Here is a 14,806-nt window from a genome sequence, read left to right as displayed (position 1 = left end):
ACAGCCCGCATTACCTGCTGTACGACACGAAGGTTCTCCTTAGCCATGTCTGAGACAACTGGTGCCAGCTACGCAGCTGCTTCTTACAAAACGGCAGGTGTCGACATCGAAGCGGGCGACCGCGCCGTCGAGCTGATGAAGGAGTGGGTGAAGAAGACCCAGCGCCCCGAGGTCCTCGGCGGCCTCGGCGGTTTCGCCGGCCTCTTCGACGCCTCCGCCCTCAAGAACTACGACCGTCCCCTGCTCGCCTCCGCCACCGACGGCGTCGGCACGAAGGTCGACATCGCCCGCCGGCTGGGCGTCTACGACACCATCGGCCACGACCTGGTCGCCATGGTCATGGACGACATCGTGGTGTGCGGCGCCGAGCCGCTGTTCATGACCGACTACATCTGCGTCGGCAAGGTCCACCCCGAGCGTGTCGCCGCCATCGTGAAGGGCATCGCCGAGGGCTGCGTCCTGGCCGGCTGCGCCCTGGTGGGCGGCGAGACGGCAGAGCACCCGGGCCTGCTGGGCGAGGACGACTTCGACGTCGCCGGCGCCGGTACGGGCGTCGTGGAGGCCGACCGGGTGCTCGGCGCGGATCGTATCCGTAAGGGTGACGCCGTGATCGCCATGGCGTCCTCCGGTCTTCACTCGAACGGGTACTCCCTCGTCCGGCACGTCCTGCTGGACCAGGCGGGACTCGCCCTGGAGACGCAGATCGACGAGCTCGGCCGCACCCTCGGCGAGGAACTCCTCGAGCCGACGAAGATCTACTCGCTGGACTGCCTGGCCCTGATCCGCACCACCGACGTGCACGCCTTCAGCCACGTCACCGGCGGCGGACTGGCGGCCAACCTGGCACGCGTCATCCCGGACGGTCTGCACGCGGTCGTCGACCGCTCCACCTGGACCCCGGCCCCGGTCTTCGAGCTCGTCGGCCGGACCGGTCAGGTCGAGCGCCTGGAGCTGGAGAAGACCCTGAACATGGGCGTCGGCATGATCGCGATCGTGCCGGAGGAGTCCACGGACGTGGCGCTCGCGACCCTGGCCGACCGGGGTGTGGACGCCTGGGTGGCCGGCGAGATCACGGACCGCGGTGAGCACACCACCGGTGCCGCCCTGGTCGGCGACTACGCGAACTGAGACCTGTAGGCAGCACAGAACCCGGTCGGTGACCGAGGTCACCGACCGGGTTGATGCTCACTGCAAGGTCAAGCGCCGCGACGCTGCTGAGAGGACTGGTCGTCCTCGTCCTCGTCGTCGTCCCCGTAGAGGTCGGCGTACTTTGCGTACAGGTCGTCGTCGTGCTCATCGTCCTCGAACCGGTCGCCGTTCGGCGACGTGTTCGACGTCGATGCGCCCAGCTCCTCGGCCAGGCGTGCGAGGTCCGTCCCACCGCTGTTGTACTTCAGCTGGCGGGCGACCTTCGTCTGCTTGGCCTTGGCCCGGCCGCGCCCCATGGCTCGACCCCCTCAACGACGGGGCTCGACGGCCCCAGAGTCTTGACACGCGTTCATGGTCCAGAACGGACTCTCCGTGGAGAGGCCGGTCCGTAGGGCTTCCACGGTACCTGAGCCCGCGCCCATACGGTACGTCGCCCGCAGGACGTGCCCGTGCCCAGGACCTTCGAGGCGCCCCGTCCTCGCTGGTCAACCGCGATTTTAACCACTTATCGGCGGTCGACCCGCCGGTGGAAGTGAGAGTTCTCTCTAAGTGCCCACCGACGGGTACCGGTCAAACCTGCCGCGGAGCCTTCTTCGACGGCCCCCGGCTAGCGCCTGGGCCGCGCCTCCGCCATCCGCTGCTCGGCGATCCGGTCGGCCGCGGCGGCCGGCGGAATGCCGTCCTCCTTCGCACGTGCGAATATGGCGAGCGTGGTGTCGAAGATCTTCGCGGCCTTCGCCTTGCACCGCTCGAAGTCGAAGCCGTGCAGCTCGTCGGCGACCTGGATGACACCGCCGGCGTTCACCACGTAGTCCGGCGCGTAGAGGATCCCGCGGTCGGCGAGGTCCTTCTCCACACCCGGGTGGGCGAGCTGGTTGTTGGCGGCACCGCAGACCACCTTGGCGGTCAGCACCGGCACGGTGTCGTCGTTGAGCGCCCCGCCGAGCGCGCAGGGGGCGTAGATGTCCAGGCCCTCGACGCGGATCAGCGCCTCGGTGTCGAGGACGGCCGTCACGCCCTCGGGGTGCCGGTCGAGGATCCGCCGGACGGCCTCCTCGCGCACGTCCGTGACGACGACCTCGGCGCCCTCGTCGCGCAGGTGGTCGACCAGGTGGCGGCCGACCTTGCCGACGCCGGCGATGCCGACCTTGCGGCCGCGCAGCGTCGGGTCGCCCCACAGGTGCTGGGCGGAGGCCCGCATGCCCTGGTAGACGCCGTAGGCGGTGAGGACGGAGGAGTCCCCGGCGCCGCCCTGCTCCGGCGACCGGCCCGTCGTCCAGCGGCACTCGCGCGCCACGACGTCCATGTCGGCGACGTACGTACCGACGTCGCAGGCGGTGACGTAGCGGCCACCGAGCGAGGCGACGAACCGGCCGTAGGCGAGGAGCAGCTCCTCGGTCTTGTCCTTCTCCGGGTCTCCGATGATCACGGCCTTGCCGCCGCCGTGGTCGAGACCGGCCATGGCGTTCTTGTACGACATCCCGCGCGCGAGGTTCAGCGCGTCGGCGACGGCCTCCTCCTCGGTCGCGTACGGGTAGAAGCGCGTACCGCCGAGCGCGGGGCCCAGGGCGGTGGAGTGGATGGCGATGACGGCCTTGAGGCCGCTGGCGCGGTCCTGGCAGAGCACGACCTGCTCATGTCCCCCTTGGTCAGACTGGAAGAGGGTGTGCAGGACGCCGTCGGTTACGTCGGTCACTGTGGTGACTCCTGAGTAAGTAGCGGCGGGTGGTGACAGGCTCCCGTGCGGGTGGCGGGGGCTGTGAGCACGAGATTAGAGCCTGGCGGGCCCGCCGGCCGCACAGTGCTCAGGATCACCTCCGTGCGGAGTACGTCCGTGCGACGATTTGCATAGATTTCCCGCGCGTTTGTGAGTGGGTTCCGCAGGTTTTCGCGACGGAGCGCGGGGGAGGGAGCAGGCGTGCCCAAGGTGTCCTCGGTGATCGTCCCCTACGCGGCATACCTCCGCGTCTACGAACCGCTGGCCGCCTTCCCGGAGCCGGAGCGCAGCCACTGGGCGCGCTACGCCCGCCGCACCGACCGCCCCTCGTACCAGGACGAACTCCGCCGCGCGCTGGCCGACTTGGCGCCGACCCCGCCGGTTCCGGTGCCGGTGCACGAGAGCGAGGACGCCTTCGTGCTCGACGTCGACGGCGTGATCTGCGTCTGCCCCTGGCGCACCCGGCTGCGCGGCTGGCAGGCCCTCGCCGAGCTCGCCGAGGAGCTTCCGGCGCCGGTCCTGGACGCCGTCCTGCCCCCGGTGCTGCGCCGCCAGACCGCCCAGGACTACGAGCGCTGGCTGGCCGACAACCCGGACGCCCGGCCGTGGATCCGCACGGCGACCTGGCAGGTGCCGATCAACTGGTTCGTGCTGGTCTCCGACGAGGAGCGCGAGTACGACAAGGGCTCCGCCGACGAGGCGCCCGTGCTGCGCTACCGCACGCCGATGGTCCAGGCCCGTCGGCGGGTGGCCCGGGGCCTGCGGGCGCTGAAGGAGGCCATGGACGAGGGGCCGCTCATCGACGGCCTGGTGGACGTCGGGCGGTGGCTGGAGGAGTTCCACCCGCGCTCGTACGTCGAGCTGGACTACGGCGGCCTGGTGCACGCCCTGCCGGCCGGTGCGCTGGAGGGCGACCACTCGGCGGCCGACGTGGCCGAGGGGATCGCGGCCCTGCGGCGCGGCGACGGGGTGACCGCGGGGGCCGCGTACGGGCGGCTGGTGGAGCGGTGGCGGTCGGTGCGGGACCTGCGGTCGGCGAACTGACGTTTGACGTGGCGCCCTTTTTGGGGTTTCGTCCTCGCACTGAGGTTCCTGAGGAGGTTCCTGAGGATGTTCTTGGACGGGCTCTGCGGATCCTGATCCTCCGTCAACAAGGGACGTAGAACCCGATCCGGGCGTATGTGTCAACTGTCTCATGCGTGACGGACTGCACTTACAAGACCCTTGCGCCCCTTACCCCTCCTCATGCCAAAATAGGACAAGGAGTCCGGGGAGGGCTCCTTCCGCCCCACTGTGGGCGGAATCTCTCGACATTGCACGCTTTGGGGGGTCGTGGAGACTCTGGATCGCCACTGTGACTGATCGTCACAGTGGCGTGACTGTCCGCTATGGCATGGTCCATCGGCTTCCGTCGCTGATGAACACCTGGAGGGCAATTCCATCGGTTTGGCCGACGCGGCTGGACAGATGGTGTAGTTGTAGTGCCGAGGACAAGCCGTTCGTCCTATAACCGACTCGACTCGCGTCCGCTCATTTCGGGCAACGCGGGTCAAGGTGCAGAATTTAGAGGAATGAACCGAGAAGGTTCGGTTCTCCCGAGGAGGCCGCTCATGACCGCTCGCACCCCTGATGCCGAGCCGCTGCTGACCCCGGCTGAGGTCGCCACCATGTTCCGCGTCGACCCGAAGACGGTCACGCGCTGGGCGAAGGCCGGCAAGCTCACGTCGATCCGCACGCTCGGCGGGCACCGCCGCTACCGCGAGGCCGAGGTCCGCGCTCTGCTCGCGGGCATCCCGCAGCAGCGCAGCGAGGCCTGAACAACTGAATAACCGGGCAAAACGGCTGGTCCCCCACCGGCCGAGGCGTCCGGAACCACAGCTCCAAGCGACGCGGGGTACTGCCCCAACAGTCCCCTCGCCCAAGCCGATCAGAGCTCTCCAGGCATGTGACAGGGTGCGTCGTCGATCGCGCTGGACTCCGCCGGGTCCAGCGCGATCTTTTTTGTGCGCCCACCGGGGCTCGGGGGAGGTGGCTGTGAGCGGCCTTGTCGGAGTCTGGGGAGGGGTGTCGGATCCCCTGGGTGCGATCCCCCGCAGGTGGTGCAATTGCACATATTAAATTGACCTGTTGTAGGCGAGGTGTAAGTACCGCGCTTCCCGAAACTCATGCGGTGACACCCGTCACATGCCAGGGAGCTTGTTGCCTCCGGCGTATCTGCGCTAGAGGGGACAGGTGTTGGGGCGGAGGGTGATCACGCGGTGGTCGGGCTCTCGTCCTCGACGGTCTCCTCGCGCCGCTCCGTGGGGCGCGGGGCGGAGTCCATCGCGAGCCGCAGCAGGCGGTGGCAGATCGGGCAGTGGCGAGTGAGATGCCGGTACGACGACGCGGCCGCCAGGTGCGCGCGGAGCAGTGCCCGCGTCTCGTGCCTAGCCGATGCCGCCATACGCCACCTCCAGGGGGCCGTACCGGGAACGGGCCCTGGTTTCTGGGTACCGAGCGAATGTGACGGCGTCAAGACGCGGAGAACCGCCGAGGGGCCGTACAGGACGCCAGACGGAGAAGAGCCCGGGTCCGAAGACCCGGGCTCTCTTTCTGCGGTCCTGACGGCATTTGCTGTACCCGATCGCGGCTGCGCCGCGGGCGCGGCCTCCCTCTTGACGGGGTGGCGAGCGGGGCGTCGGTGGTCACGAAGCAGGGCCCGCACCCCAGTGGGGTGCGGGCCCTGCTTCGTTCACTGCGGTCCTGACGGGATTTGAACCCGCGGCCTCCACCTTGACAGGGTGGCGAGCACTCCAAACTGCTCCACAGGACCAGGTTTCGCGGCGCCATTCGTGCGGTGCGCTGCGAGAAGAGACTGTACAGGAGGGTGAGCCCGCTGGTCGAACTCACCCTCCGTACGCACGCCGTCACGGCGCCAGCGCGTCGATCGCCTTCACGATCCGCTTGTCGGAGACGGGGTACGCCGTACCCAGCGCGTGGGCGAAGTAGCTGACCCGGAGCTCCTCGATCATCCAGCGGATGTCCAGGACCTGCTGGGGAACGGGCCGGCCCTGCGGCATCTGCTCGAGCAGCCAGGCGTACTCGTCCTGCATCTCGTGGACCTTCTCCATGCGGGTGGTGTCCCGCTGGACGTTCGTCGGCATCTGCTGCAGGCGGCGGTCCGCCGCGATCAGATACCGCATCAGGTCCGGCAGCCGCCGCAGCCCCGCCTCCGTCACGAAGCCGGGCTTCACAAGGCCGTCCAGCTGCTTCCGGACGTCCTGGAGGTTCGGCAGCAGCGCGGGGCTGCGTACGGCCTTCAGGCGGCGCTCACAGGCCTGCCAGGCGGCCAGCACCTGCTGCACCTGGCCCACCGTGCGGACGGTCGTGTCGACGATCTCGGCGCGGACCTTGTCGTACAGCTTCCGGTACGACTCCTCGTCCCACGCCGGGCCGCCGAAGTCGGCGATCAGCTTGTCGGCGGCGGCCGTCGCGCAGTCGTCGAACAGGGCCTGGATGGAGCCGTGCGGATTCGCGGACAGGGCGAGCTTCTGGGCGTTCGTCAGCTTCTCGGATGCGAACTTCGCTGGATTGACAGGGATGTTGCGCAGGATCAGCCGGCGCGTGCCCTTCCACATCGCCTCGGCCTGCTCGGCCTCGGTGTCGAAGAGGCGGACGGAGACCGTGTCGCCGTCGTCGACCAGCGCCGGGTACGCCTTGACCGGCTGGCCGGCCCGGCGGGTCTCGAAGACGCGGGTCAGCGTGCCGATCGTCCAGTCGGTCAGCCCCTTGCGCTCCAGGGACTCACCGCCCTGGCGCTCGGCCGTCGCCGCGGCCGCCTGCGACAGGGCCTTGCGCGCCTTGGGCTTCAGCCGGATCTTCAGCGCTTCCAGGTCCTTGTCCTCGGCGAGCTTGCGGCGTCGCTCGTCGACGATCCGGAACGTGATCTTCAGGTGGTCGGGGACCTTGGACCAGTCGAAGTCGTCGGCCTCGAAGGGGACGCCGACCATGCGCTTCAGCTCGCGCGCCATGGTCACGGTCAGCGGCTCCTGGAGGGGGACCGCCCGCTCCAGGAACGCCTTCGCGTAGTTCGGGGCCGGGACGTAATTGCGGCGGATCGGCTTCGGGAGGGAGCGGATGAGCTCCGTGACGAGTTCTTCCCTCAGGCCCGGGATCTGCCAGTCGAAGCCCTCGTCGGTGACCTGGTTGAGGACCTGGAGCGGGATGTGGACGGTCACGCCGTCGGCGTCCGCGCCCGGCTCGAACTGGTAGGTGACGCGGAACTTGAGGTTCCCTTGGCGCCAGGAGTCCGGGTAGTCGTCCTTGGTGACCGCGCCCGCCTTCTCGTTGATGAGCATCTCGCGCTCGAAGTCGAGGAAGTCGGGCTGCTCGTGCCGTTTGCGCTTCCACCAGGAGTCGAAGTGGGCGCCGGCGACGACGTGCTCGGGGATGCGCCGGTCGTAGAAGTCGAACAGCGTCTCGTCGTCGACCAGGATGTCCCGGCGCCGGGCGCGGTGCTCCAACTCCTCGACCTCGGTGAGGAGTTTGCGGTTGTCGGCGAAGAACTTGTGGTGCGTGCGCCAGTCGCCCTCGACCAGGGCGTGCCGGATGAACAGCTCGCGGCTGACCTCCGGGTCGATCCGGCCGTAGTTGACCTTCCGCTGGGCGACGATCGGGACGCCGTACAGCGTGACCTTCTCGTACGCCATCACCGCGGCCTGGTCCTTCTCCCAGTGCGGTTCGCTGTACGTGCGCTTGAGGAGGTGGCCGGCGAGGGGTTCCACCCACTCCGGCTCGATCTTGGCGTTGACGCGGGCCCAGAGGCGGGAGGTCTCGACGAGTTCGGCGGACATGACGAACCGCGGAGGCTTCTTGAACAGGGCCGAACCCGGGAAGATCGCGAACTTGGCGTTGCGGGCGCCCAGGTACTCGTTCTTCGCGCCGTCCTTCACGTCCTTCATCCCGATGTGGGACAGGAGGCCGGCCAGGAGCGAGATGTGGATGCGGTCGGCGGGGGCATCGTCCTCGTTGAGGTGGATGCCCATCTGCTTGGCGACCGTGCGCAGCTGGGTGTAGATGTCCTGCCACTCGCGGATGCGCAGGAAGTTCAGGTACTCCTGCTTGCACATCCGGCGGAAGGAGGACGAGCCCCGTTCCTTCTGCTGTTCGCGGATGTAACGCCACAGGTTGAGGTAGGCGAGGAAGTCGCTCGTCTCGTCCTTGAAGCGGGCGTGCTGCTGGTCGGCCTGCGTCTGCTTGTCGGCGGGGCGCTCGCGCGGGTCCTGGATGGACAGTGCGGCCGCTATGACCATGACCTCGCGGACGCAGCCGTTCTTGTCGGCCTCCAGGACCATGCGGGCCAGGCGCGGGTCGACGGGCAGCTGGGCCAGCTTGCGGCCGGTGTCCGTGAGCCGCTTGCGCGGGTCCTTCTGCGCAGGGTCCAGCGCGCCCAGCTCCTGGAGGAGTTGGACGCCGTCGCGGATGTTGCGGTGGTCCGGCGGGTCGATGAACGGGAACTTCTCGATGTCGCCGAGGCCGGCCGCGGTCATCTGCAGGATGACGGAGGCGAGGTTCGTGCGGAGGATCTCGGCGTCCGTGAACTCCGGCCGGGAGAGGAAGTCGTCCTCGCTGTACAGCCGGATGCAGATGCCGTCGGACGTACGGCCGCAGCGGCCCTTGCGCTGGTTGGCGCTGGCCTGCGAGATCGGCTCGATGGGCAGGCGCTGCACCTTGGTCCGGTGGCTGTACCGGGAGATGCGGGCGAAGCCGGGGTCGATGACGTACTTGATGCCCGGGACGGTCAGGGAGGTCTCGGCGACGTTGGTGGCCAGAACGATCCTGCGTCCGGTGTGCGGCTGGAAGACGCGGTGCTGCTCGGCGTGGGAGAGCCGGGCGTAGAGGGGCAGGATCTCCGTGAATCTGTACTGCTTCTTCGTGAGGGCGTCCGCGGTGTCCCGGATCTCGCGCTCACCGGAGAGGAAGACGAGGATGTCACCGGGTCCCTCGGCCATGAGCTCTTCCACGGCGTCGGTGATCGCGGTGATCTGGTCCCGGTCGGAGTCCTCCCCGTCCTCCTCGAGGAGCGGCCGGTAGCGGACCTCGACCGGGTACGTCCGGCCGCTGACCTCGATGATCGGCGCGTCGTTGAAGTGCCGGGAGAAGCGCTCGGGGTCGATGGTCGCGGAGGTGATCACGACCTTGAGGTCGGGCCGCTTCGGAAGCAGCTGAGACAGATACCCCAGCAGGAAGTCGATGTTGAGGGACCGCTCGTGGGCCTCGTCGATGATGATCGTGTCGTAGGCGCGCAGCTCGCGGTCGGTCTGGATCTCGGCGAGCAGGATGCCGTCGGTCATCAGCTTGATGAAGGTGGCGTCCGGGTTCACCTGGTCGGTGAAGCGGACCTTCCAGCCGACGGCCTCGCCGAGCGGGGTGTCGAGCTCTTCGGCGACTCGCTCCGCGACGGTACGGGCGGCGATACGGCGAGGCTGGGTGTGCCCGATCATGCCGCGGACACCGCGGCCGAGCTCCAGGCAGATCTTCGGGATCTGTGTGGTCTTGCCGGAACCGGTCTCACCGGCGACGATCACGACCTGGTGGTCGCGGATGGCGTCGGCGATCGCGTCCTTCTTCTGGCTGACGGGCAGCTGCTCGGGGTAGATGACCTCGGGAACGCGGGCGCGTCGCTCGGCCATCCGCTCCTCGGCCTTGGTGACCTCCGCCTCGATCTCGGTGAGGACGGCGGCCCGGGCCTCCGGCTTACGGATCTTGCGCGCGCCCTCGAGCCTGCGCCCGAGCCGGTGCGCGTCGCGCAGGGACAGCTCGGTCAGGCGGGGGGCGAGAGCGCCGAGGGCGGGGGCGGGGTGCGTAGACATACGGGATCCAGGATCTCATCCCGGGGAAATTCGTGGCTAACGCTTTTGCCTGCGGCGGTCGGGCCGGGGGTCCTCGGTCACGCCTGTCCCGCTCGGAGACCATGCCGCTCAGAGAACGCGAAACCCCCGTCGATGATCTCGACGGGGGTCGTTGTGGCTGGGGCCGGGGTCGAACCGGCGACCTTCCGCTTTTCAGGCGGACGCTCGTACCAACTGAGCTACCCAGCCACGAGGTTTCACGTGAAACCTCAGCGGTCCTGACGGGATTTGAACCCGCGGCCTCCACCTTGACAGGGTGGCGAGCACTCCAAACTGCTCCACAGGACCAAGCTGTTGCGTACGACAGTGTCGCACACGGCGATGTGGGTCTCCAAAACGAGTGGAAGAAAACCGCCGGATGCTGGATCCGGCTGGCTGACCTGCACTTTGTTGGTGCCCGATGTCGCTGGATCAGCATATCAGAGCGTGGATGGTGCCCCGAACCGATTACTCAGGGGCCGGTGTGGACGTAGGCCGCCCACCACAGCGGGTCGGCGTTGCGGCGGCGCAGCTGGTGGACGGCGTCGTGCAGGGCGTGGGCGGCGCGGTCCGGGTCGAGGGGCTGGGCGGGGGTTCCGAGGCCGGTGTAGAAGGCCTCGGCCACGCGGAGGGCGCAGGCGTCGTCGACCGCCCACTGGGCGGCCACCACGTGGGTGAAGCCCGCCAGCTGCAGGGCGCCGGCCAGGTGGACCGCCTCGTCGGGCAGCGCGGCGGTGCCTCGTGCGGTCTCGCAGGCGGACAGGAACGCCAGCCGCGCGTCAGCGAGCCGGAGCCGGGAGATGTCCGCGACGGTCAGCGGTCCGGCCTGCTGGTGGTCGTGCAGGTACAGGGCGCCGCCGGCCGAGTCGGTCGGGTCCTGGGTGCCGTGGCCGGAGAAGTGCAGGAAGGCGTGGCCGGGGAGCGCGTGCAGCAGGGCCGCGCGGGAGGCCTGGGGACCGGCCAGGACCGTGGTCCCCGGTAGCTGCTTCGCCAGTGTGCGTACCTCCTGCCGGGCGTGCGGCAGGGGTGGCAGGCCGGGGGTGTCGGATTCGTCGACGGCGAGCATGCGGGTCCTGCCGGCCGGGACGGGGTGCCGGTTCGCGGACTGGGTGGCCAGGGCCCGGACCGTCGTCGTGTACGAGCAGACGTAGCGGTCGGGCAGGGCCCGTGATCCGTCGCTCGTGGGGCCGTAGTGGCCGGCCGCGTGCAGCGGGAGGAGGGAGAGCAGGCCGGTGGAGCACCACCACAGGCGTGATCCCGGGGGTTCCTCCAGCACGGCCAGGACGGGTTCCGCCACCACGTCCCAGAGCCAGGCCAGGGTCCGGACCAGGATGCGCTGGGCCCGCCAGGCGTCGGCGGGGGAGCCGCCGGCCGAGGACAGCGCGGTCAGCAGGGCGTCGGCCCGCTCCAACAGGCCGTCCTCGCCCGCCAGACGGAGGCCGGGGAGCGGAACGACATGCAGGTCTTCCCGGGTGAGGACGAGTGCGTCACAGCGCAGGGTGCTCGTGTTCACGACCACCACGGGGCCGTGCGCGGCGGCGGCCCGCAGCCGTTCGACCGAGGGCGGTCGCAGGAAGTCCTCCAGCCCGGGCAGCTCGCGCGCCCGGCTGACCAACTCGTCCATCTCCCGGGCCAGTTCTTGGCGCTGCTCGGCCGCTGTCCGCTGCTCGCGCAGGAGGCGTGCGGGGGCCGCCGCGGTCATCGGGTCCGGGTCCGGGGCGGGACTCTCCAGCAGCGCGCGGATCTCCTGGATGCGGTCGGCCAGGTGCGGGGCCCGTGCCCGGAGGTCCGTCATGTCGTCGCGGGCGTCCAGCGCCTGCGCCAGGAGCACGCCCCGGCCCTGTTCCAGCAGCCGCAGGGCTTCCTGGGGGCGCCCGGCGTTCAGGGCCACGGCGGCCGCCCTGCCGGCCAGACCGACCGCCAGGCCGAGCGCGTCGAGCCGGTCCCCGCGGTCCAGGCCGTGCCAGGCCAGCAGCGGCAGCTCGGCGAGGGCGGCCCGGTGGGCGTCCAGGGCCTGGTTCCAGTCTCCGGCGCGGGTGGCCGACTCGGCCCAGGTGCGCGCGGCCCTGAACCGGGTGGCGGCCGGGGCCGTGGCGATACCGGTGGCCTCGCGGTACACGTCGTACGCCATGAGCAGGTCGTCCCGGTCCCCGTCCAGGCGTGAGCGGATGGCCAGCGCCGAGGCGAGGTTGTTCAGGCAGGTCGCGCGCTGTGGATGGTTTTCCGGGACGGCCCGGAGCGCCGCGCGGGCGGCCTGTGCGGCCTCCGCGACGTCATCGGCGTCCGCGGCGGTGGCGGCCCGGGGGTTTCCGTCGCCGCAGCGGGCGATGAGCACCATGCAGAGGTTGGACAGGAAGACCGGCCGCTGCGGGTGCCCGGGCGGGCAGAGGCGTACGGCATGCCGCAGGCGTTCGACCGCTTCGTCGGCGTCGGTCCGCCGGCCGGTGCTGTGGTACCGGCGGCGCAGCGCGAGCGCCAGGTTGCTCAGGCACGTCATGAGCTGTGGCCGGCCGTCGGAGACGCCGTCGGCCGCGGCGCGGGCCGTCTCGATCCCCTCGTCCAGGTCGGCGGCCGAGCCGGTCCGCCGGTACCGGGACAGCAGGGCCGCAGAGAGGTTGGTCCGGTGCAGGGCGCCGTCCGGGTGCCCGTCCGGCAGGGCGGAGACCGCGGCCCGGTGTGCCTCGACGGCCTCGTCCAGGTCGGCCAGGGCCCCCGAGGACTCGTACCGGCGGCGCAGGGCGGCGCCCAGGTTGGTCAGGTGGACGACGCGCGGGGCGGTGTCCACGGCGTGGGTGGTGTCGACCGACTCCCGGCCCGCTCGTACCGCTTCCGCCAGGTCCTCCTGGGACCCGGACCAGGCGTAGCGGGCCTCCAGCGTCGCACAGAGGTTGGAGAGGTAGGTCGCCCGGTCCCGGTGGTCCGCGGGCAGGGCGGTGACCGCCTGGCGGCTCAGCTCGACGGAGCGGTCCAGGTCGGCGCGGGTGCCGAGGCGCTCGGCCCGGACCCGCAGTACCGCGCCCAGGTTGGACAGCGTCTTCGCGTGGTCCGGTCCGGAGCGGGGCCTGGACGCCGTGGTGCGTTCGGCCTGTAGACAGGCCTCGAACCGCTGTACGGCCTCCTCCAGCGCGGCGAGGTCGTCGGTCTGCTGGTAGACCCTCTGCAGGGTGCTGCCGAGGTTGAACAGCACCTGTCCGGCGTGCGGGTCGCTCTTCCCCGAGATCCCTTCCAGGGCACGGCGGTTCCAGGCCATCGCCTGGGCGAGATCGTCGGGATCGCCGGTGCGGCCGTGCCGCCGCATCAGCACACCGCCGAGGTGCGACTCGTCGATGACCCGGTCCGGGGCCTTGGGGTTGACAGCGACCGCTTCCTTGAACGCCTCGATCGCCTCGTCCAAGTCGGCCAGTGACATGGTGAGGTCGAAGCGGTGGCTCAAGGCGAGTCCCAGCGTGGACAGGCACCCGCTGCGGGCAGTGGGGTGGAAGCCGGTCAGCAGGCCACTGGCTCTGCGCAGCACCGCGACCGCCTCCTCGGCGTCGTCCGGCGACCCGGTCCGCTGCGCCCGGGCGAGCAGGGCCTCGCCGAGGACGGTGAGCGGCACTCCCTGTTCGGCGCTGCCCTCCTGGGTGGCGCCGGCGCTGCGCCGGAGCGCCGCGATCGCGTCGTCCACGTCGGCCGGGTCCCCGAACTCCCGGTACCGGGCCAGCAGGACCCGGCCCAGGTTGTAGAGGTGCGGCGGGGCGGGGTCGTGCTGGGTGGTGTCCCGCAGCAGGGCCACGGCCTCGTCGATGTCCGCCCGCCGGTGCAGCCACGTGAACCTCAGCCGCAGGGCCATGCCCAGGCCGTTCATCATGTCGGGCCGATCGGGGCTTCCGGCGGGGGTGGACGCGAGCGCCTCCCGTGCGGTGTCCACGGCGGCGTCCAGGTCGGCTTCCGCGCCGGTCGCGTCGGCCTTCGAGCGGAGGATGCCGCTGAGACCGGCCAGGTGGCCGTGGCGGCCCGGGCGGCCCGGTGGGCACTCGGCCACGGCCCGCCGTGCCGCGTCGATGCCCTCGTCGAGGTCCGCCTGCCGGCGGTGGCGCGTGAACCGCTGGTCCAGCGCGCGCCCCAGGCCGGCCAGGTACATCGGCCGCTGCGGGTCCTGCGGTGCCGCGTGGCGTACGGCGAGCCGTAACGCCTCGACCGCGGCGTCCAGGTCCGCGGGCGCCGAGGTCCGCTCGTACCGCGCCAGCAGGGCGATGCCCACGGTGGAGTGGGACGTCGCCTGGGGCTCGGGCGTGACCCGTACGGACGCCATACCCGCCTCGATCGCCTCGTCCAGGTCGGCGGGATCCCCGGAGACCGAGAACCGCGTGGTCAAGGAGCCGGAGAGGTTGGCGAGGTACATCCCCCGGTTGGGGTCCTCGGGCACGGCCAGCTGCACCGCCAGCCGGCCCAGGGCGACCGCCTCCGCCAGGTCACTGCCGGTCTGGCGCACCGTGTACCGGAAGCGCAGCGCGCAGCCCAGGTTCGACAGCAGCATGGCGCGTTCGGGATGCGACTCAGGCAGCAGGGCGTCCACCGTCCGCCACAGGCAGATCGCCTCGTCCAGCGCGGTGCCGTCCCCCGCCGTCTGCCAGCGTCCGAACACCTCCAGCGCCCGCACGGACAAGCTCTCCGGGTCCTCCGCGGGTGGTGCCGGCACCGCGGCGACGGTCTCCCGCAGGTCTTCGGGCACCTGCTCCGGGGAGAACCGGGCGACCAAGGCGAACAGCCTCAGCGTGAGCTCTGCCTCGGACCGCCCCGCCTCGGTCTCCAGTCCCAGGAGCACGCACCGGGCGTGGTGCAGATGGGCGAGGGCGGCCAGCACGGACCGGTCGAGGACGTACAGCGGTCCGCCGCCCCGCTCCGGCCCGCGCAGCAGGAAGGCCCGCAGCTCGTCGGCCTCGGTCAGGGCGGCCGGGTCCAGCACCGCCTCCCGGATGCCCTCGCCGTAGAAGGACTCCAGGCGCCGGCCGAGCCGTTCGGTGAGCAGTTCGGCCCGCGCCCAGCCGCTGTCGTCCCGCATCGTCCGCCCCCGTCGGCCGCCACCGTG

The 14,806-nt window shown here is 70.6% G+C and carries 8 protein-coding genes and 3 tRNA genes; 3 read left to right on the top strand and 8 right to left on the bottom strand.

Going from position 1 to position 14,806, the window contains the following annotated elements:
- The first annotated feature begins 45 nt into the window (after positions 1–45).
- Positions 46–1,128: a phosphoribosylformylglycinamidine cyclo-ligase gene (gene purM, locus ACYVMZ_RS23495; protein WP_461082769.1), complete on the top strand. Its 1,083-nt coding sequence runs from the start codon at positions 46–48 to the stop codon at positions 1,126–1,128.
- Positions 1,129–1,196: 68 nt separating this feature from the next.
- Here purM and ACYVMZ_RS23490 read toward each other — a convergent pair whose 3' ends face one another.
- On the bottom strand, positions 1,197–1,445 hold the full coding sequence (locus ACYVMZ_RS23490; RefSeq protein ID WP_461082767.1) for a DUF3073 domain-containing protein: 249 nt from the start codon (positions 1,443–1,445) through the stop codon (positions 1,197–1,199).
- A 311-nt stretch (positions 1,446–1,756) separates the two neighbouring features.
- Complete coding sequence (locus ACYVMZ_RS23485; RefSeq protein WP_461082765.1) at positions 1,757–2,845, bottom strand: Leu/Phe/Val dehydrogenase; 1,089 nt, start codon at positions 2,843–2,845, stop codon at positions 1,757–1,759.
- A 222-nt stretch (positions 2,846–3,067) separates the two neighbouring features.
- Here ACYVMZ_RS23485 and ACYVMZ_RS23480 point away from each other — a divergent pair, with 222 nt between their 5' ends.
- Entirely contained in the window at positions 3,068–3,910 is an 843-nt protein-coding gene (locus ACYVMZ_RS23480) for a hypothetical protein (RefSeq protein ID WP_461082763.1), read from the top strand.
- 566 nt (positions 3,911–4,476) lie between these two features.
- Complete coding sequence (gene bldC / locus ACYVMZ_RS23475; protein ID WP_003949541.1) at positions 4,477–4,683, top strand: developmental transcriptional regulator BldC; 207 nt, start codon at positions 4,477–4,479, stop codon at positions 4,681–4,683.
- Between the two features lie 434 nt (positions 4,684–5,117).
- Here the strand turns inward: bldC and ACYVMZ_RS23470 are convergent, their stop codons facing one another.
- The 6 genes from ACYVMZ_RS23470 to ACYVMZ_RS23445 form a co-directional block, all read right to left on the bottom strand.
- A complete protein-coding gene (locus ACYVMZ_RS23470) occupies positions 5,118–5,309 on the bottom strand; it encodes a DUF6274 family protein (RefSeq protein ID WP_461082761.1) in 192 nt (63 codons plus the stop codon).
- 294 nt (positions 5,310–5,603) lie between these two features.
- Positions 5,604–5,678, bottom strand: a tRNA-Asp gene (locus ACYVMZ_RS23465).
- 94 nt (positions 5,679–5,772) lie between these two features.
- A complete protein-coding gene (hrpA, locus tag ACYVMZ_RS23460) occupies positions 5,773–9,717 on the bottom strand; it encodes an ATP-dependent RNA helicase HrpA (protein ID WP_461082759.1) in 3,945 nt (1,314 codons plus the stop codon).
- Between the two features lie 154 nt (positions 9,718–9,871).
- A tRNA-Phe gene (locus ACYVMZ_RS23455) sits at positions 9,872–9,945 on the bottom strand.
- Between the two features lie 24 nt (positions 9,946–9,969).
- Positions 9,970–10,044, bottom strand: a tRNA-Asp gene (locus tag ACYVMZ_RS23450).
- A gap of 163 nt (positions 10,045–10,207) precedes the next feature.
- Positions 10,208–14,779 carry a CHAT domain-containing protein gene (locus ACYVMZ_RS23445; RefSeq protein WP_461082757.1) on the bottom strand — a complete coding sequence of 1,524 codons (4,572 nt, stop codon included), beginning with the start codon at positions 14,777–14,779 and terminating at the stop codon, positions 10,208–10,210.
- Positions 14,780–14,806: the final 27 nt, after the last annotated feature.

This window comes from Streptomyces deserti (assembly GCF_054782695.1).
This window is presented reverse-complemented; position numbering and strand designations above follow the sequence as displayed.

What these genes read in the sequence shown, in the direction of transcription:
- hrpA (WP_461082759.1), bottom strand. Translation starts at nt 9,717, where the DNA reads ATGTCTACGCACCCCGCCCCCGCCCTCGGCGCTCTCGCCCCCCGCCTG.
- bldC (WP_003949541.1), top strand. Translation starts at nt 4,477, where the DNA reads ATGACCGCTCGCACCCCTGATGCCGAGCCGCTGCTGACCCCGGCTGAG.
- ACYVMZ_RS23445 (WP_461082757.1), bottom strand. Translation starts at nt 14,779, where the DNA reads ATGCGGGACGACAGCGGCTGGGCGCGGGCCGAACTGCTCACCGAACGG.
- ACYVMZ_RS23490 (WP_461082767.1), bottom strand. Translation starts at nt 1,445, where the DNA reads ATGGGGCGCGGCCGGGCCAAGGCCAAGCAGACGAAGGTCGCCCGCCAG.
- purM (WP_461082769.1), top strand. Translation starts at nt 46, where the DNA reads ATGTCTGAGACAACTGGTGCCAGCTACGCAGCTGCTTCTTACAAAACG.
- ACYVMZ_RS23470 (WP_461082761.1), bottom strand. Translation starts at nt 5,309, where the DNA reads ATGGCGGCATCGGCTAGGCACGAGACGCGGGCACTGCTCCGCGCGCAC.